The 16,764-nt window shown below is 56.9% G+C and carries 15 protein-coding genes and 2 pseudogenes; 8 read left to right on the top strand and 9 right to left on the bottom strand.

Going from position 1 to position 16,764, the window contains the following annotated elements:
* Positions 1 to 11 precede the first annotated feature (11 nt).
* The 4 genes from PR017_RS19030 (at position 12) to PR017_RS19015 (ending at position 5,129) form a co-directional block, all read left to right on the top strand.
* Positions 12 to 1,076, top strand: coding sequence for an ABC transporter ATP-binding protein (locus tag PR017_RS19030; RefSeq protein ID WP_111218096.1), 1,065 nt, complete (start codon positions 12 to 14; stop codon positions 1,074 to 1,076).
* 185 nt (positions 1,077 to 1,261) lie between these two features.
* The gene (locus PR017_RS19025; protein WP_111218094.1) at positions 1,262 to 2,671 is read left to right on the top strand and encodes a glycerate kinase type-2 family protein; all 1,410 of its coding nucleotides are present in this window, start codon (positions 1,262 to 1,264) and stop codon (positions 2,669 to 2,671) included.
* A gap of 1 nt (position 2,672) precedes the next feature.
* Positions 2,673 to 3,986 carry a phosphopyruvate hydratase gene (gene eno, locus PR017_RS19020; RefSeq protein WP_111218092.1) on the top strand — a complete coding sequence of 438 codons (1,314 nt, stop codon included), beginning with the start codon at positions 2,673 to 2,675 and terminating at the stop codon, positions 3,984 to 3,986.
* A gap of 21 nt (positions 3,987 to 4,007) precedes the next feature.
* A complete protein-coding gene (locus tag PR017_RS19015) occupies positions 4,008 to 5,129 on the top strand; it encodes a tyramine oxidase subunit B (RefSeq protein WP_111218090.1) in 1,122 nt (373 codons plus the stop codon).
* A 211-nt stretch (positions 5,130 to 5,340) separates the two neighbouring features.
* Here the strand turns inward: PR017_RS19015 and PR017_RS28465 are convergent.
* Positions 5,341 to 5,437, bottom strand: a pseudogene (locus PR017_RS28465) (ABC transporter permease); the annotation flags it as partial.
* A gap of 274 nt (positions 5,438 to 5,711) precedes the next feature.
* Here PR017_RS28465 and PR017_RS19010 point away from each other — a divergent pair.
* On the top strand, positions 5,712 to 6,374 hold the full coding sequence (locus tag PR017_RS19010; protein ID WP_111218110.1) for an XRE family transcriptional regulator: 663 nt from the start codon (positions 5,712 to 5,714) through the stop codon (positions 6,372 to 6,374).
* On the top strand, positions 6,375 to 6,992 hold the full coding sequence (locus PR017_RS19005; RefSeq protein WP_111218088.1) for an RES family NAD+ phosphorylase: 618 nt from the start codon (positions 6,375 to 6,377) through the stop codon (positions 6,990 to 6,992). It begins immediately after the preceding gene.
* A gap of 447 nt (positions 6,993 to 7,439) precedes the next feature.
* Here PR017_RS19005 and PR017_RS19000 read toward each other — a convergent pair.
* The 7 genes and pseudogenes from PR017_RS19000 to PR017_RS18965 form a co-directional block, all read right to left on the bottom strand.
* Positions 7,440 to 8,666: pseudogene (locus PR017_RS19000) on the bottom strand (alpha-D-ribose 1-methylphosphonate 5-triphosphate diphosphatase).
* A gap of 1,060 nt (positions 8,667 to 9,726) precedes the next feature.
* Positions 9,727 to 10,521, bottom strand: a complete 795-nt coding sequence (locus PR017_RS18990; RefSeq protein WP_111218084.1) for a potassium channel family protein — start codon at positions 10,519 to 10,521, stop codon at positions 9,727 to 9,729.
* Between the two features lie 290 nt (positions 10,522 to 10,811).
* Positions 10,812 to 11,159, bottom strand: a complete 348-nt coding sequence (locus PR017_RS18985) for a phosphotransferase (protein ID WP_161959301.1) — start codon at positions 11,157 to 11,159, stop codon at positions 10,812 to 10,814.
* Positions 11,152 to 11,304, bottom strand: coding sequence for a hypothetical protein (locus PR017_RS18980; protein ID WP_161959300.1), 153 nt, complete (start codon positions 11,302 to 11,304; stop codon positions 11,152 to 11,154). Before PR017_RS18980 ends, PR017_RS18985 begins: the two co-directional genes overlap by 8 nt.
* A 116-nt stretch (positions 11,305 to 11,420) precedes the next feature.
* The gene (locus tag PR017_RS18975; RefSeq protein WP_133255558.1) at positions 11,421 to 11,747 is read right to left on the bottom strand and encodes a hypothetical protein; all 327 of its coding nucleotides are present in this window, start codon (positions 11,745 to 11,747) and stop codon (positions 11,421 to 11,423) included.
* A 424-nt stretch (positions 11,748 to 12,171) separates the two neighbouring features.
* On the bottom strand, positions 12,172 to 13,359 hold the full coding sequence (locus PR017_RS18970) for an IS91 family transposase (RefSeq protein WP_111220929.1): 1,188 nt from the start codon (positions 13,357 to 13,359) through the stop codon (positions 12,172 to 12,174).
* 4 nt (positions 13,360 to 13,363) lie between these two features.
* Positions 13,364 to 14,227, bottom strand: a complete 864-nt coding sequence (locus PR017_RS18965) for a tyrosine-type recombinase/integrase (RefSeq protein WP_111220930.1) — start codon at positions 14,225 to 14,227, stop codon at positions 13,364 to 13,366.
* A gap of 112 nt (positions 14,228 to 14,339) precedes the next feature.
* On the opposite strand from PR017_RS18965, the gene PR017_RS18960 reads away from it, so the two are divergent.
* Positions 14,340 to 14,798 (top strand): GNAT family N-acetyltransferase, encoded by a 459-nt coding sequence (locus tag PR017_RS18960; RefSeq protein WP_111222316.1) that lies wholly within the window; start codon positions 14,340 to 14,342, stop codon positions 14,796 to 14,798.
* On the opposite strand, the gene PR017_RS18955 is transcribed toward PR017_RS18960, so the two are convergent.
* On the bottom strand, positions 14,795 to 15,316 hold the full coding sequence (locus PR017_RS18955; RefSeq protein WP_111222315.1) for a P-loop NTPase family protein: 522 nt from the start codon (positions 15,314 to 15,316) through the stop codon (positions 14,795 to 14,797). The genes PR017_RS18960 and PR017_RS18955 overlap by 4 nt on opposite strands.
* A 638-nt stretch (positions 15,317 to 15,954) precedes the next feature.
* On the opposite strand from PR017_RS18955, the gene PR017_RS18950 reads away from it, so the two are divergent.
* Positions 15,955 to 16,689 (top strand): autoinducer binding domain-containing protein, encoded by a 735-nt coding sequence (locus PR017_RS18950; RefSeq protein ID WP_111222314.1) that lies wholly within the window; start codon positions 15,955 to 15,957, stop codon positions 16,687 to 16,689.
* The last annotated feature ends 75 nt before the right edge of the window (positions 16,690 to 16,764 follow it).

Genomic DNA, 16,764 nt, shown 5'->3' with positions numbered 1-16,764 from the left:
AGAGTTAGAACATGTCATCCATAACCATCGATGCCGTCCGCAAGTCGTACGGCCACCACACTGTCCTTCATGAAGTCAACCTTTCCATAGAGAATGGCGAGTTCATCGTGCTTGTCGGTCCCTCCGGGTGCGGCAAGTCCACCTTGTTGCGGATGATCGCCGGGCTGGAGGATGTTTCCGATGGCGAGATCAGGATCGGCGGTACGCGCGTCAACGATCTTGCGCCCAAGAACCGGAACATCGCCATGGTATTCCAGTCTTACGCGCTCTACCCGCATATGTCCGTCGCTGACAACATGAGCTACAGTCTCAAGCTGCGCAAACGTCCAAAGGCAGCGATCACCGCAGCTATCAGCGGTGCGGCCGAGGTCCTTGGCCTGACGGCACTGCTGGATCGCCGTCCCAAGGCGCTGTCCGGCGGCCAGAGACAGCGCGTTGCCATGGGACGGGCGATCGTTCGCGATCCGGCGGCCTTTCTTTTCGACGAACCGCTCTCGAATCTCGATGCCCGCCTGCGCGAACAGATGCGATCGGAAATCAAGCGCCTTCACAAGGAGTTGAAGGCAACGTCCGTCTACGTCACCCATGACCAGATCGAGGCAATGACGCTGGCCGATCGCATCGTGGCGATGAACGAGGGCAGGGTGCAGCAGGTCGGCAGCCCTCTCGATCTTTACCGGCGGCCCGCTAACCTGTTCGTCGCCAGCTTCATCGGATCGCCAGGCATGAATTTCATAGACGCGACCTACTCGTCGAATGACGGCGCTTGCGTCGTCCTCAAGGACGGAACAGCGCTGCCAATTCAAAAGCCATTGCCGCTCCCGGCCGGCTCTAAACTCACGGTCGGCATCCGGCCTGAAAGCGTTATCCTCGACCCTGAGGCCAGCCGCGAGGTGGATGTTGATCTTGTTGAACCGACCGGCCTCGGTTTCATCCTTCACCTGAAGCTCCACGATGTGCCGTTCAAAATCTTCACACAGGACGAGATGGTCCTGGCAGCACCGTCCAAGCTGCGCGTCAGACTGCCGGCAGCGCATCTTCATTTCTTCGGAGAGGATGGTCAGCGTATCGACTAGCCACGTTCCATCTCGAGATAGCGACAGCGGATTGTGAGCCGGACACGACGAACGCCTCCATCTTAGCCTTAAACGAGCACTCTGCAAGCAAACCCATGCGATCTGAAATTGGCGACAATCGACATTGGCTAATTTCAATAGAATGCGTGGGCTCAGGCACCTCAACCAGACAAAGCGAATTCGTCATGAAAAAAATCAGGAACTCTGAGGAGGTATGTTCGCGAGGTGACGTCGCCTCAAGGCGGATCGTCCTCGAGATCGCCGACCGAACACTGGATCGGCTCGACAGCTACAAGCGCATGCGGGCGATCATGCGCATGGAGGGCAGTGTCCTCCACATCGGCGCCGCCTCGTGGGACCTTTCTAAAAAGCGGCACGTCTATCTATTCGGTGCCGGCAAGGCTTGCAATCACATGGCCATGGCCGTCGATCATGTACTCGGCGACCACCTGACCAAGGGAATCGCGATTGTCAAAGTCGCGGAAGAGGCAGACCGCTTTCATCGCACCGAAGTTTATATCGGCGGCCACCCGCTGCCCAACGAAGAGGGTCACCGGGCATCGCGCAAGATCATCGAGATCGTTGACCAGGCCGGGCCTGACGACCTCTTCATCTGCGTCATCAGCGGCGGAAGCTCCGCATTGATGTCCTGCCCGATCGATGGCATTTCGCTGCAGGACGAGATCGATGCCACCGATGTTCTTCTGAAATCGGGCGCCGGAATCTATGAGATCAATGCTGTTCGCCGTCACATATCAGCGCTGAACGGCGGCATGCTTGCCAAGCGCATCCAGGACGTCGGCGCCGAACTTATTGGTTTCGGTATCAGCGATGCGGTCGGCAATCCGGCGACGGCCGACATATCGGTCCCCTACGCCGCCTACAAGAGCACGCCGATCGGACCGGATGCGACGACGCTGGACGACGCCCGCGCCACCATCAACAACCGCAATCTGGCCGATCGCCTGCCGAAAACGATCGTCAATCATCTGATGAATGCCGGGCCGGAAGCAGAGACGCCCAAGGCGTTTCCGGACAACACCTATTTCCTGCTGAACACGCTCCCCGATTCCTGCATCTACGCCAAGGAAATCTGCGACGAGATGGGCATTCCGGCGATGATCGTCTCGTCCTTCCTGGAAGGCGAGGCACGCGATGCCGGAACCTTCTTTGCCGCGATGGCGCGCGAAATCCAGACCTATGGCAATCCGATCAAGGCGCCATGCGTGTTGCTGAGTTCAGGCGAGGTGACGACGCTGATCGAAGACAGCTCGCTGATCCGAGGCCATGGTGGCCCCGGCCAGGAGATGGCCGTCAGCTTCGCCATCACCGCGGCGAAGACGCAGGGCGCCTGCCTCCTGTCCATCGACAGCGAGGGCACGGATGGCACGACGACGGTGGCCGGCGGGATTGCTGATTCGACCACACTGGGCACCGCGGCGGCCAAAGGCGTCAACCTCTTCCACAGTCTTCGCGAGCACAGCTGCTTCGAAGCCCTGGAGCCGCTCTCGTCGGCCGTCTTCACCGGCAATACCGGCACCAACCTGTGCGATCTCACGATCATGTACGTTCCGGAAGCAAAGGGTCAGAACTAAAATGGAAGACAAGATCGTTTCCCTTCACGCTCAACAGATCATCGACTGCAAATGCCGTCCGGCCATCGAAATCGAGGTCCGCACGGAAAGTGGGTCCATAGGGCTCGGTGCCGCGCCGACAGGCACCTCCGTCGGCATGCACGAGGCATTCGTGCTGCGCGATGGCGATCCGGCCTCCTACGGGGGACTGGGCGTTCACAATGCGGTCGAGAAGGCGCTGGCGATCATTCGCCCCGCCCTGATCGGCATGAATGTCTTCGACCAGCGAGCGATTGACGAGACCATGATTGCGCTGGATGGTACGTCGGACAAGCACAATCTCGGCGGCAACACGATCTACTCCGCGTCCATCGCCGTGTTCCGGGCGGCGGCGGCTTCGCGTGGCATGCCGCTTTACCGGCATGTCGCCGGCGGCGACCTCAAGACCGTACCGGTGCCGTGCTTCAACGTCATCAACGGCGGGCGCTATGAAAACCTGGTGCAGCCGTTCAACGAATTCCTGATCGTGCCCTATGGCACTGACAGCATTGACACATCGATCGAGATGGCGGTGGCGATCTTTCACAAGCTCGCCGATATCCTCACCGACTATCTTGGCCACAAGCCTCAGGTCGCAAGTTCCTACGGCTACGCCGCGCCATCCGATGATCCGGCGATCGTGCTTTCCCTGATGAAGAGGGCCGTCGATGCCTGCGGCTATGCCGGCCGCGTGGCGTTCGCGCTCGATTGCGCCTCCAGCGAGATGTATGACAAGAAAAGCGACACCTATCTGCTCAAGGGCGAGCGTGTTTCCGCCGATGCGTTGATCGCCTACGTCAAGGGCCTGACCGAAACCTTCGACTTCGTTTTCATCGAGGACCTTCTCGATGAAAACGATTGGGACGGTTACAGTCGGGCGGTCAAGGCGTTGCCGCGCACGCTCGTCCTCGGCGACGACCTGACCGTGACAAGTCTGCCGCTGCTGCGCCGCGCCCATGAAATGCGCGCCGTTGAAGGATTTGTACTCAAGCCGAACCAGGTCGGGACCATCACCGAAGCCATGGATGCCTACCGGTTCGCTGCAGATCACGGGATGATTGCCGTGCCGTCAGGCCGCTCGGGTGGGGTTGTTGACGACGTGGTGATGGACTTCTCCGTCGGCCTGCAGGTGCCTTTCCAGAAGAACGGCGCGCCGCGCTCGGGCGAACGCATCGAAAAGCTCAACTTCCTCATGCGCGCCAATGCCCGTAGTCCCGGCTGCCGGCTCTTCGACATCACACCGCTTCTCCGCTTTGCAGACGCGTCGGATCCAGACCGTCAGACAGCAAGCGCTTAACTCCGATTTCAAGGCAACACCATGTATCCTAGAATTGATTTTCTCTATCTTTCCGAGCCTGACATGATCGAGGCCGGCGTCCTCAACGCCGCAGAATGCGTTCGCGTTTGCGAAGAGACTTTCAGCCTGTTGGGTGAAGGCGACTACCTGATGGGGGGAGCCAATCACAACAGTCACGGCATGAATATCGTCTTTCCAAAGCAGACGCGTTTTCCCAACATGCCGGTGGCCGGACCCGACCGCCGCTTCGCCGCCATGCCAGGCTATCTCGGCGGCCGCTTCGACGTCTGCGGCAACAAATGGTACGGTTCCAACCATGCGAATGCCGGCAAGGGATTGCCACGCTCCATTCTGACCATGATGCTGAACGACAAGGAAACAGGCGCGCCGCTGGCGCTGATGTCGGCAAACCTGCTGAGCGCGGCCAGGACCGGCGGCGTGCCTGGTGTCGCCGCAAAGCACCTGGCAAACCCGAATTCCAAGGTTGCGTCGGTGGTTGGCTGCGGTCCGATCAACAAGGCCTGCTTCGTTGCGGTGATGACCCAGATGAAGTCGATCGAGAAAGTTATCTGTTTCGACCTCTTCCTCGACAAGGCGAACGAGTTTGCCAGCTGGGTCAGCCAGGAATACGGGATTCCAGCCGTCGGAGTCGACAGTGCGGAAGCCGGTTTCCGCGACGTCGATGTCATTACGGTCGCAGCCTCTCGTCTCAAGCCGCTCTTTTTTGAAGACAGCTGGATCAAGAAGGGCGCCACGATTCTTGTTTCCGGCCCAGTCAACACCGACGAATCCTTCCTGACCAGTTGCAAGGTCGTGTACGATCATACCCCTCTCCACGAGGCGTATGTCGAAGATGCGATCGCTTCAGGCGACAAGGAAGCCTACTACGGTGGGGTCATCGGCGGCCCGTTCTACCGCCTCATCGATGCCGGCAAACTGCCGCAACTGCATGATTCCACCGGTATGGGTGATGTGGTCAACGGCCAAAAATCCGGTCGTGAAACTGCGGATGATCGCATCATCTTCATCGCCTGCGGCATGGCGGTCTTCGATATCAGCTGGGGGTACGAGCTGTATGAAAATGCTTTGAAGACGGAAATCGGCCGATCGCTGAACCTTTGGGAACAACCAAGTCAAGGCTAAGCCGGTTACGGATTCATGATTTCAGTCGTCAACGATAATTCGTTGCCCAAGCGTCTTTCACATCTTTGATGCCCTCTGGTGGCGGCAGAGGGGTCAACGCTTAGATGCAACTGCTTGATCTCCCTCGGTTCGTGAATATTTTTGCACCGAGAATTTAAATCCTGTGAAGGGCGTGAGGGGCCTGTCGTCTTTGGATCGCTCCCTTTGACCTTTATGCGTCAAGTTTGTCTCTTAGCCAGTCGCCAATCGTGCTGATTGCCGGCGTCGTGGCGACAATGACGACTGACGGCGCCGGGGATCCAGGGCGCGGTTCAAGGCGGTCATGATCAAGGGGGCAAAGAAAAACCGGGAGGACATCGAGCTTCCATTTGGAAATTAATGCGTTCGTCCTTGGAAAGCCAAGCAGTTAATTTAATTCGACGTGACGAAGACAATGGTGCGCCGAAGGTTCGATTCCCATCAAGGCGATAGGCTCTGCGTGAAACACACAGGGTTGGATAAATCGGATGATGTCTTTACTAACTTAACGAACTTGACGAGATGACAACGACTGGCTATTTTATTTTCAAAAGGTGGATTGTCATGCCCGTCACGAAAACGTCAGCAAGTGAAACTCCAAATATCGCGCTATCGATGAAGCTACCCCGCAAGGCCGATTTCGAAAAAGCGTTGCTTAACCAGTATACCAAGGCGGTGCAACTGAGCCAGAAGGCTGGCCATCAGGTGAGTTTCCGCGTCGTCGTGGATCCGCGCGCCGGAGCGCAGACAATTTCGATCGTCGAGGAAGACTTGCTGGTTGGCGACGGTGCGTTTCTGGTCGAAGAGGCTGGCGAACCGGATGACGAACTGAAGGCAGCCTTGTCCTCCGCACGAGAGCGCGGCCATCGCCGCGTTGCAGAGATCCTCAGCGAGGACGACATGCTGAGCGCCGACGCCTTTTCAGATCTTCTTGGCGTTTCGCGCGTCACGGTCAATACAAAGCGTCAAAACGGCCAAGTGCTCGGCCTGGATGGCGCCAAGCGAGGGTTCCGCTTCCCGGCCTGGCAGCTTGACCGAGACGGCCGACCCTATGCGGCGCTTCAAAAATTGCACGAGATCCTGGCGGGTGCCTGGGCCGTTTACCGCTTTCTAGTTTCGCCCCACGGTGCGCTTGACGGTCGCACCGGGCTCGACGCCCTTAAGCGGGGCCAGGATAACGACGTGATCGCCGCAGCCGAGGGCATTGCCCGCGGTGACTTCCGCTAAATGGCTGGTATCAAACCGCCTACCGGTTTCGAGCGTCAGCCGCTCGATATTGAAACGATTCCTTCAGGGCGTCGCTTTGGCCGGATCTACGCGAGCGCCTTTCCGGACCCGCTGGGATTTGGAAAAATGCCAAGCCGTTTCAGCGACCCGCGCCGACGTGATGCAACGAAGCGCTTCGGCGTTCTTTATCTCGGCGAAACACTCAAGGTCTGCTTCCTAGAGGCGGTTCTGCGTGATCGCCGCGACGGTCTTGTCGGCGATCTTCCGATCGATGAGAAAGAGATCTATGCGCGGCGCTACGCTGAGGTCGAGACGATCGCAGACCTCAGCCTTGTTGACCTGCGTGACGATCACCCGATCAGGATGGGGGTTCCAACAGACGTGGCGAAATCCTCGCGTCAGAGCCTGGCGCGCTCTTGGGCGCTGGCATTCCACGAGCATCAGTCTCTTCCCGACGGCGTCATCTATCCATCTCGACTGAACGGCCACACGAATGTCGCTGTCTTCGGGCGGGCCGTCCCCAAGCTGGCGCCGGCCCGGATTGTGCCACTGATCGGCGCACCAGGGCTCGCCGCGGTCATCAATGACCTGCGGGTGAGTCTGGTCGATTTCCCTTGAAACATTGCCGGTTTGAGTGCTGCTCGTTCATCACGGCTTGGTTGAGGAGCCTGCGCGCCAGGCACTGACGGCCTCATTTTTGAGCGTGTCTCTCGTCGGTAAGGCAAATTCAGCGTTTCTTGCAGCTTGCCCAGCGTTCCGTTCTTTGAAACCTAATTCCTGACACCATGAAGTTGACGCTGCTGCCGCCGGAATATAACGTTACGCTCGTAACCGACAGCCGCAACAGTTACTCGCGGCTTTCGGACGTAACGATGTCTCCGGGCACGATTCCAAGGATGGACCGGGCAAGCGCTGATCGTTCCGCTTCGAGTTCGGTGTCCCATCGCTCAAGCTCTGTTTCAACATGGCGGAACGCGTCTCGTACGCCTGGAAGGTGAACCCAGTTACACCACGCCCTGGGACACGTCAGACTTCACGAGGTAATGCGAAGACCGGGGTACTTGCTTAGTGATTTGCGACCAGCGCCCGGTAGGCTTCCCGCCCAGCAACCCAGGTTCGGCGCACCGCCGGCGTCGCGCCATCCGGCCAATCGACGAGCACGAGATCGGCCTGCTTGCCAATCTCGATCGTTCCGCGATCAAGAAGCCCGGATGCCCGCGCGGGATTGCCGGCCACAAGCGGCCAGAGTTCGTGCAACTGCCCAACCCCATCTGCCTTCAACCGCGCCAGACCCAGAAGCATCGCCGGGTAGTAGTAGTCCGAAGCAAGGATATCGCAGAGGCCTTCGCGTATCATGTCGGCGGCAGCGATGGACGCCAAGTGGCTCCCGCCGCGTGTCGCGTTCGGTGCGCCGAAGACGATGTAGTCGCCGGCCTCGCGAGCCGCCTTTGCCACCCGGCAATTCATCGGGAGCTCGCAGATCCGCGCACCACGCTGGCGATAGAAATCGCGTGTCTTGATCTGGCTGTCATCATGGGACAGCATTGGGGCGCCGGCAATCCTACCGAGAGCAGCGACTTCCTCGATGGCGGCCAGAACCTGTGGTCGGCGCTCCCACATGCTCTTCGCCAAGCTAACCATGTCCGTCGCGGATATCTTCGCCCGCTTGGCGCGCTCACCCATCTTCTCGGCAAAGGCAGCTTTCGAGGTGTCGACGACCGGAAAGTCCGGATCGAGGTCGAACGGCCGTTCCTGTAACGGCACGGACGGATCAAGCATCAGCATCGACGTGTGATCGTTGAAAGCAATGGACGGTCGGCGCGGCCCCGAGAGCGCTTCGCGTATGAGGCCGATTGCCTCGAAGCAGAAGGTTTCCCAGCGCAGTTGCACGCGGTTGTCGACTGTCAGGCGCGGGGCCAAAGCTTCAAGCGCGGAAACGACGGCGCGGCCGTTTTCTACTGAGCGTAAGCCCGGCTCCCAGCTCAATGTCAGAGCGTGAAAGGCTGTGGCTATCCCGTTTGACGCAAGCTAGCGGTCTGTTTCGAGAAGCGCTGCTTCGACCGGAAGTGTGGTGCCGGGCCGGGGCATGAGCTGGCGCTCGAACGCGTCGCCATGGACGTCCACAAAGGCCGGTCCGAGAAGATGACCACGACCATCGACCGACGTGGCCCCATCACGGGGGCCGTCGATTGCCGTGATTTGACCGTCTTCCAGACGCACGGACGCAGCCTCCAGGCGATCGCCGAAAACCACGGTTGCGCCTTCGATGATTACTACTGATTTCTCGGGCATCAGTCTCATTCCGTTAAAATGCAGAGTTAGCATTGGCTTTGCCCGGCCACCCAATCCTGGGCTTTTACGTAGCCGATATGACAGATTTGAGAATTTTTCGATACCGAAGAATTTCCGGCTTGATCTCGTCGATGGAAACTCTGATCTGCACAGCATGTGCGGGTTTAAACAAGGCACAAATCGACAAGATCAGAGGAAGATCGTCAAGACGATGCTTGACTCTCACTGTGTTTGAATTGGCTACGTCCCCGTAGCGACCTGCCGGCTTGTGCCGCCGCCGACGCTTACTATCTCTGGTATAAGCCTGAATTGGAGCATCGCCATGGATCAACGCGCGGCCGATATGCTGTCGAAAATCTGCATCGAAATTATTCCGTCGGGACGAGAAGAGACTTGCGCTTCGGATGCGACGACCTGTCCGTGTTGTCAAAGGTCGTGTCCCGCATCAAGCATGGATGACGACGGCTGCGGGCTCTGCGACGAATGCCTGGCACCATGAAAGGCGGGCAGAACACCGCCGCGTGTTCTGACGAAGTTCGAAGACGCGCTTGCCAGATTGCCGGACGGCTATATCGACGGACATTTTGGGGGCCGGCCATGGGGCGTGACAGTCAAGCGGTCGGAGAGTGCCAGAAAGACCTGGCTTCATGGCGAGGAGCTTGGCAGAACAGATATCGTCAGCTTCAACGTTTGTCGATTGACTGGATCGAAGCCATGCGAAATGTCCTCCGCCAAGGTCATCGAATTTATCTTTGGCTCACCGTCAGAATTCGGTCAGGCCACATCTCACGCGCGCTCCGCGATGACTAGTGACCGGGAAGGGCGGTGGATCCCAATGACAACGGGCACATGTTGCACTTACGATGGCGCCTTCTGTGGACGGGGCGCCATCGTAACAAATTTGGAAATCAAAGGGTCAGTTCCTATCTAGGGAGTGGCTATTATACCAGCCTACTCGACGCGGGACGCAGCAATTGAGGGCTGAGCGAAAATGACCGGCTTTCAACTCGATGAAGGCTGCATCGGCAGAGCACTCCTGAAAGTCATGTTCGACCTGGCGTCACGCGCCCTCGTCCGGAATGTTGAGAATTTCGCCACAAGCCTTGCAGTGCACGGCGTCGGCATCATGTCGCTGTAGACCACAGCGATGGCAGGCATAGGTCACTTTATGGGGTCGAACCACAGCCTGTGCGAGCCGAACGAACAGCGAAATCCCGACAATCATCGTTACAACGGACGTCAGTTTGCCAACGGTACCGGGGAGGGTGATGTCGCCAAAACCCGTCGTTGTGACCGTGGCCACCGTGAAATACAGCGCATCCACGAACCCCTCACCACCATCCTGGTGGTAAAAGAAAGAGGTGTACACAAAACCCGTCACGAGAAAGAGGAAGACGAGGAAATTGATGACGGCCCGCACGACATCGAGACGATCGACATGGCCCGTCCTGCGCAGCGCTTCTCGTAAAAGCGGGCTCCGCCCAATGGCCCAAATGCGCATAACTCGCAGGAAGGCAAAATTGAACAGCACCGCCGGGAATAAGAGCGTCGCCAGGATGACGAAGTCGATCCAGGTCATGGGTCGAAGCAACCAGACGCGCAGCGACGGCGACGCTATAGCGCGTGCGACGATTTCGCCAGCTATCCAGATTGCAATCGCGTAGTCGATGACGAGATAGGAAGGTCCGGAACGAAAATAAGGGCCGAGTACGAAGAAGGTGAGGATGGCGATGTCTACAGTCGATAAAACAGCTTGGACAACGAAAACGCCTCGCCCGGCAATGCTTTCGAGACGCTGCAAACCTGCACGCATCTTCTGTCTGCGGGAAGTATCGTTGGCTTCGGAAATGCTCATTCCACCGACATAGCCTATTGTGAGCGCCCATCAAGCGGATCACGTCCGATATCGCTGAGTACAGTCTGCCTCACAGACATTCGCAGACTGGCCGGCGGACGCCGGATATTCGTCCACTCTAGTACTCGCTGGGAATCGCGGGGTCTGCGGTTCGCATCCCTTCAAGGCGGAGGAGTGACGTCATTAGAGGAGCATACTATGTCGTTAATTGATGAAAGTGACTGTGCTCATTCTGTCGATAGCGAAAGCGTAGGCATAGCCGATAGGAATTGGCGTAGAGCTTCTGCGATTTAGCCCCCGTAAGGATCGAACTCCTTTTTCGTTATCATCCGAGCGACGCCGCTGAAATTAAATGCGAACTCAATCGGACGGAGGATGCAGGCAATCTCGAAAATGCGTTCCAGATTTTCCGCGTTTTCCAAGTCGAGCCAGACTTCGAAATAGGCATCTTTCAAGTGTTTGTAGACGAGTGAATCGATCTCAAGTCCGTGGTTTCGGACAGCACTGTCCAGAAAGCCCGCCAGGGAGAAAAACGGATGGGAAATGACTGCATCACCCCAGTCGTTGATAAGCATGCCGCCGGCATTGGTGAGGACGTTGTTATCGTGAAAATCGCAATGCTCGACCGTTTCAGGCACTTTGAATCTGGCGAGTGTTGCATAGACGACGGAAGTCTTCTTCCTTCTCTTGCAACTTCTCAATTTCGGCCGCGCCCAACCCTTCCTGCTTCAGCAGACCCTCGTCATGAACCAAATCGTTGTAGAGGCCAGGAAACATGGCCATACGCCAGTCTTCCAGCCCCAGCGTGAGAAGCTGCTCCACTTGGGAGGAAAACGTACGCTGGATCGAGGCATATCGATTAAGCAGCGTGCCGACAGTTTGCAGATCATATGATTACTTCAGGTTGCTACGGAGAGGCTCGCCGCCGTCAGGCATAAGAAATGCGCCAATGTCTTGGTTTTTTTCGCCAAAACCGGAGAAATATCGGCCGGATAAAGCTCGGCTATATGGATCATCAGCACCGCCTCGCGCGCGTAGGGAGGTGCGCTCCATTTCAGGTAAACGTTCCCCCGGTCAGTTTCGAAGCAATAGATTTTTGACCATGGAACAGTGTGTATTAAGCTGGGTTCACCCAACACACGGTAGGTGTGAGATGCTAGCCATTCTTCGGCCCAAGTAATTTCTGGATCTATGGTGAGCATGCAGCAGTATGTGGCGATACTCAAGAACGGTCAATCTGAGACGCATATATTGAAAATGACCTTTCGGCCTTACGCGTTCATTGAATCAAAAGCGGCGTTGGCTTAGAATCTGGAGGGTTATTTGAGGTCGCATGGGACAGCGCGGCGGGTTCGGGCGGCCTCATGTAAGCCGGATTGAACTAAGACGCGGGTTGTTGGACGCTGCTATGGGGAATTGAGAAGCGGCCCTATGTCGGCGGAGCCGGAACCATGCCGTCCCGATTGCTCCGAGGGTGTCGCTGATCCTGAGAATGGACATTCGGGAGCGTTTTGCCGGAGACCTTGCAACCTGTGGGCCAAATGTACCGGGATCTGAAGCGGTTCGATCTTGCGGGGGTCGAGCGATATCGATCGCCGGCACAGCGCTGGACGAGTGGGAATATGCTGTGATGTTTGCGGTTGTCTGACATCATGAAGTATCGCACCAGAAGGATGATGGCCGAGGCGGTGGTACAGGGGCAACGGTGACGCCAGTTCGACGCATGGGACGCTGACAATCGGGGCATTCGAAGGAATGGGCCTGCTGAGATTTTGTCGAATGGGATCGCTCGCCTGTCGGTGATGGTTGGCCGAGGAGGCTTCTGCAGAGAGCGATACGATCGCGCCGATGACAATTGGCGAGGAAGCCAAAGTGGCGCATGCGGTGGAAGCCATCCGGAAGCACATGAAGGAGAAAGCGCCGGATGAACTCGTGGGGATGAAGACGCATGATCTTCTCACGGTCGCGACCGTCTCCACGATAATCCTTCCATCTGAAGGCGACATGGTCGTCATCGACATGGACGATGCGGCTGTTTGCGATGGCAACACGATGGGTGTAGCGGCCAAGATAGGCAAGTACCTGATCTGGACCGCCGAATGGGGGCTTTGAGTAGACCACCCATTCGATGCTGCGAGCGCGGGCAAGATGGCGGGCGAATGTCTTGCTATCGTTGAGATGAGCGAGTTCGTTGAAGAATTGGAGTTCGTTTTTGGCAAAGGCTTCAGCGAGAGCTGTCAGGAAGCGTCGGCGAAACAGACGTGACAGCACGCGCACGGGTAGAAAGAAGCCCGATCGGCAATTGATCCACCTTGTTCTGTCTGGTGAGAGGCCTCCGCCCGGTACGACGCAGTGGACATGGGGATGGTGGGTCATCGCCTGGCCCCAGGTGTGAAGTACGCCGGTGACGCCGATCTCTGCGCCTAGCCACTTGGGGTTAGCTGCGATGGTCTGCAGGGTCTCGGCCGAGATCTGCATCAACAATGCATAGACGACCGCCTTGTTCTGGAAGGCGATGTCAGCGACATCACGTGGTAGCGTGAAGACCACATGGAAATAGGGGACCGGCAAGAGATCGGCGATGCGTGCGTCGACCCAATCCTTGCGAGCGGCTCCCTGACACTTTGGGCAGTGGCGATTACGACATGAGTTATAGGAGATGCGGGTTCTGCCGCACTGATCGCAAGCATCGACATGACCCCCGAGCCTGGGTGTCCGGCAGGCTTCTATTGCTCCCATGACGCGTCGTTCGCTGCGGCCAAGATGACCGGCGTTCTCGCGTCTGTAAGGGCCACCATGCCACCGAAAGATGTCGGCGACTTCGAAGGCGGGACGCAACCTGCTACGCTTCCGGCGGGGTCACCTCCAATCGCAAACGGTCAAGGGGACTGGCGGTCGACCTGATGGTGTCGGTGGACACCTGTGCATAATGCGCAGTGCTGGATAGATAGGCATGGCCAAGCAAGACCTGGATGATCCGGATATCGGTGCCGTTCTCCAGAAGGTGCGTTGCAAAGGAATGCCGCAACGTATGGACGGTGACCCGCTTTGAAAGGCCAGTAGCGGCAACCGCTGAACGACAGGCGGCGTTCAAAACGGTCGGTTCGATCGGCCTGTCGGCATCGCGCCCTGGAAAAAGGAACCCGGTGGGTCGCGATAGACGCCAATAACTGCGTAAAATGCCCAGCAGCTCGTTTGACAGCATGACGTATCGGGCTTTGGCGCCTTTGCCATGACGAACATGGATCACCATCCGGGAACTGTCGATATCCTCGATCTTCAGACCACAGACCTCGCCGACCCTGAGGCCAGCGGCATAAGCTGTGGTCAGCGCTACACGCGCCTTGAGACTGGAGACGGCCTCAAGAAATTGGGCCACCTCGTCCGCCGACAGAACAACGGGGATCTTGCGGGGTTTGCGCGCGTATGGAATCCGCTCAGGGACATCGTCTTGGGCCAAGGTAATGCCATAGAAAAATCGGAGAGCACACACGATCTGATTTAACGATGCCCACGATATCCCCGTCGAGACAAGGTGAACCTGGAACGTGCGAATGTCGTCGAGATTAAGCCGATCAGGTGATCGGGAGAAATAGCGGCTGAACTTCCGGACTGCACTGATGTAGGATCTTTGGGTTGCCGGGGACAAATTGCGGATCGTCATGTCCTCAATCATCCGGCGGCGAAGAGGGCTTATCTCAGCCATCGGGGCCTCCTGTCTGAAGGGTGGGTTGCAACACAACCATCCTCTCAGTCAGGGCGCTCTCGTCAAAGCCCGCCGCAAATCGCCGCGATCAGCGGCTTAGTTCAATCCAGACATGACAGAGCCAATCGAAATCCAGCTTGCGCTCGGCAGCGACGCCGTTGCGATCAGCGAACTGGTGCAGGACACAATCCGTATCAGCAATTCAGCCGACTATCCTGCCGGTGTCATTGAGACGGTCGTTGGCAACTTCTCCCCGGAAGCGGTACTTAATTTTATGGCTAGCCGGGTCATTTGGGTTGCACGGCGAAACGGTGAGACCGTTGGTACAGCAAGCCTTGATGGAGATATGGTGAGGACGGTTTTTGTATCCCCGACCGTTCAAGGTCACGGCGTCGGACGGCGTCTCATGGCAAGGGTGGAAACCGCCGCTGTCAAAATCGGTGTCAAGGTCTTACACGTCCCAGCCTCTCTTACGGCGAGAAGCTTCTACGCTCGTCTCGGTTATCACGAAGTGAGAGAGGTCCTGCATGGCGAGGAGCGGACATTCGTTAGGGAAAAACAGATCGCCTAAGTTGCTGAATTCCGCCACTCGGCAATCACTGACCCGATGTCACGGGTATCTCGAATATGCCAAATGCGGACGCCTCCGGCATCCGCGAGGTGGTTAGAAATCGAAGCTCGAAACCGGTCCTGATTTCGGAGGCTTCGAATTGCAAATCTGTATTGCTTCCATGGCCAGTCAACATTGCCACGCGGGAGTTCCGGACGAGTTCTCCCCATGTTGCGCAGCGGCCGTATAATCAAGCGCCAAGCTCTTAATCCCATTGGTGGGTCAAGGCATATGATGCCATCGGCACGGTCGACCGCGTAGGGGAGTAAACTCGGACCGCCTTCCAAAATCCAGCTGTCCATTTGGACAATGCGTAACAGTTCGCCGTCGATCTCCGATTTGGGGCGTTGCTGCCAATTTCGCGTGAGTTTTACGGCGTCGAAGGAAATGACCGGAACCTCCGGACGCACTGCCGCCAATTGCGCGGCCATGTAGCTTTTGCCCGCACCATTCGAGCCGGTCACGATCAATCTCCGCATTCGTGATTTCCTAGATTGAGCATGCAGCAGCATGTGACGACACCGAAGAGCGGTCAATCACAGACGCATGTCCTGAAAACGACTGTTTCGCTATATCGGATTCATATTGGTCCAGAGAACCGATTTTCCCGCGCCGGATGTAATGAAACTGTGTAATCCTCAAACGTGGGTGGATAAGTCCTCTATAGTGAGAGGCCCCTATTACAAGGTTCACGACGTGAAGGATATCTACCCCGCCGTATTGTCGTCGATCTCACTTATTTTGTCGATTTTTACGATATGGGTGACGCAATTTCGCCGAGGGCATCTGAAGATGACCGACTCTGCTGTGCTTGCGGCGCGAACAACCGTCAGGCCTGTACAAATTGTTTATACGAACCCTGCTCTATTCAACCGCAAGCAAGGGCTGTGGCGTCGAGCAGATGTTTGCCCAGGTACAAACGGCTTATGGAAAATACATGTTTGATCTCTGGGGCCACACGGCATCGGGAAAACTGACGTTGGGGAGCGGTTTGTTCGTGGGGCAAACAGGGATTGTCGACCTAAACGTTTTTCGTCGATAAGAGCACTTAATAAAAACAGAATCGACTAAATCGATCTGACACGGTTTTCGTCGATTACGCTTTAAGGAATGATGTATGCCGGTCAGACAATTATCCACTACGACGCCGAAGGCCCTTGATGAGTTTCAGGATCTTCGCTCGGTCCCGAACCACAGGCACTTCGGGCGGAATACTATCATCGATCGCTTACGACTTGCGGTGCCATTTGATTATATCGTGATCAGTGGCCTCGACTTAGATAACTATCGTTACGGGTTTGGATTTTCAATCGACACTGACCTGCCTCCAGCCTTCGTTGAAGCCTACGACGCGGATCGCATGTTCTCATTGGATCCATTTGTCCGCGCGGTGCGCTCTGCGCATTCCGTGATCGCGGAATCAGACGTCTATGCATTGGAAAAGCCGCCAGAGCGCTTAGCCTATCTTGCTCGCATGTATGGCGTTCAAAACCGGACATTTTTTCCGGTCGCGAGGAATGATTTGGTCTACGGGGCGGTCTATGTATGCCGTACGACCCCGTTCACTGACGAGGAAAAGTGTTTTCTATCGCTTGTTGCCGAAGTCATTCATACCGCGATAACAAAACCACTCATGGAGCGGTTCGCGGCCGATGAGCTCCGCTTGCTAGCCGGCGAGATCGCCTGCCTTAAGCAAGCTAGCTTTGGCCTAACTAGTGAAACAATCGCCGTTGAAACGGGTTATCAACTCCACACAGTCAATACCTACATGAATTCGGTCATAAAGAAGCTAGGCGTCACTAGTAGAACCCACGCAGCAGCTGAAGCAATTCGAAGAAAACTATTCTCTTAGCTCGCGCTTGCGGAGTGGCTACACCTAACCAGGCTACGTAAGAAACACCCTCCCAATGTTCCATAAATTACGGTT

It is taken from the genome of Rhizobium tumorigenes, from assembly GCF_003240565.2.
In the GTDB taxonomy this organism is placed as follows: domain Bacteria; phylum Pseudomonadota; class Alphaproteobacteria; order Rhizobiales; family Rhizobiaceae; genus Rhizobium; species Rhizobium tumorigenes.
This window is presented reverse-complemented; position numbering and strand designations above follow the sequence as displayed.

Excerpts from the sequence above, each read along its gene's own strand:
- PR017_RS19030 (WP_111218096.1), top strand. The coding sequence starts at position 12 with ATGTCATCCATAACCATCGATGCCGTCCGCAAGTCGTACGGCCACCAC.
- PR017_RS19025 (WP_111218094.1), top strand. The coding sequence starts at position 1,262 with ATGAAAAAAATCAGGAACTCTGAGGAGGTATGTTCGCGAGGTGACGTC.
- eno (WP_111218092.1), top strand. The coding sequence starts at position 2,673 with ATGGAAGACAAGATCGTTTCCCTTCACGCTCAACAGATCATCGACTGC.
- PR017_RS19015 (WP_111218090.1), top strand. The coding sequence starts at position 4,008 with ATGTATCCTAGAATTGATTTTCTCTATCTTTCCGAGCCTGACATGATC.
- PR017_RS19010 (WP_111218110.1), top strand. The coding sequence starts at position 5,712 with ATGCCCGTCACGAAAACGTCAGCAAGTGAAACTCCAAATATCGCGCTA.
- PR017_RS19005 (WP_111218088.1), top strand. The coding sequence starts at position 6,375 with ATGGCTGGTATCAAACCGCCTACCGGTTTCGAGCGTCAGCCGCTCGAT.
- PR017_RS18990 (WP_111218084.1), bottom strand. The coding sequence starts at position 10,521 with ATGAGCATTTCCGAAGCCAACGATACTTCCCGCAGACAGAAGATGCGT.
- PR017_RS18980 (WP_161959300.1), bottom strand. The coding sequence starts at position 11,304 with ATGGCCATGTTTCCTGGCCTCTACAACGATTTGGTTCATGACGAGGGT.
- PR017_RS18965 (WP_111220930.1), bottom strand. The coding sequence starts at position 14,227 with ATGGCTGAGATAAGCCCTCTTCGCCGCCGGATGATTGAGGACATGACG.
- PR017_RS18960 (WP_111222316.1), top strand. The coding sequence starts at position 14,340 with ATGACAGAGCCAATCGAAATCCAGCTTGCGCTCGGCAGCGACGCCGTT.
- PR017_RS18955 (WP_111222315.1), bottom strand. The coding sequence starts at position 15,316 with ATGCGGAGATTGATCGTGACCGGCTCGAATGGTGCGGGCAAAAGCTAC.
- PR017_RS18950 (WP_111222314.1), top strand. The coding sequence starts at position 15,955 with ATGCCGGTCAGACAATTATCCACTACGACGCCGAAGGCCCTTGATGAG.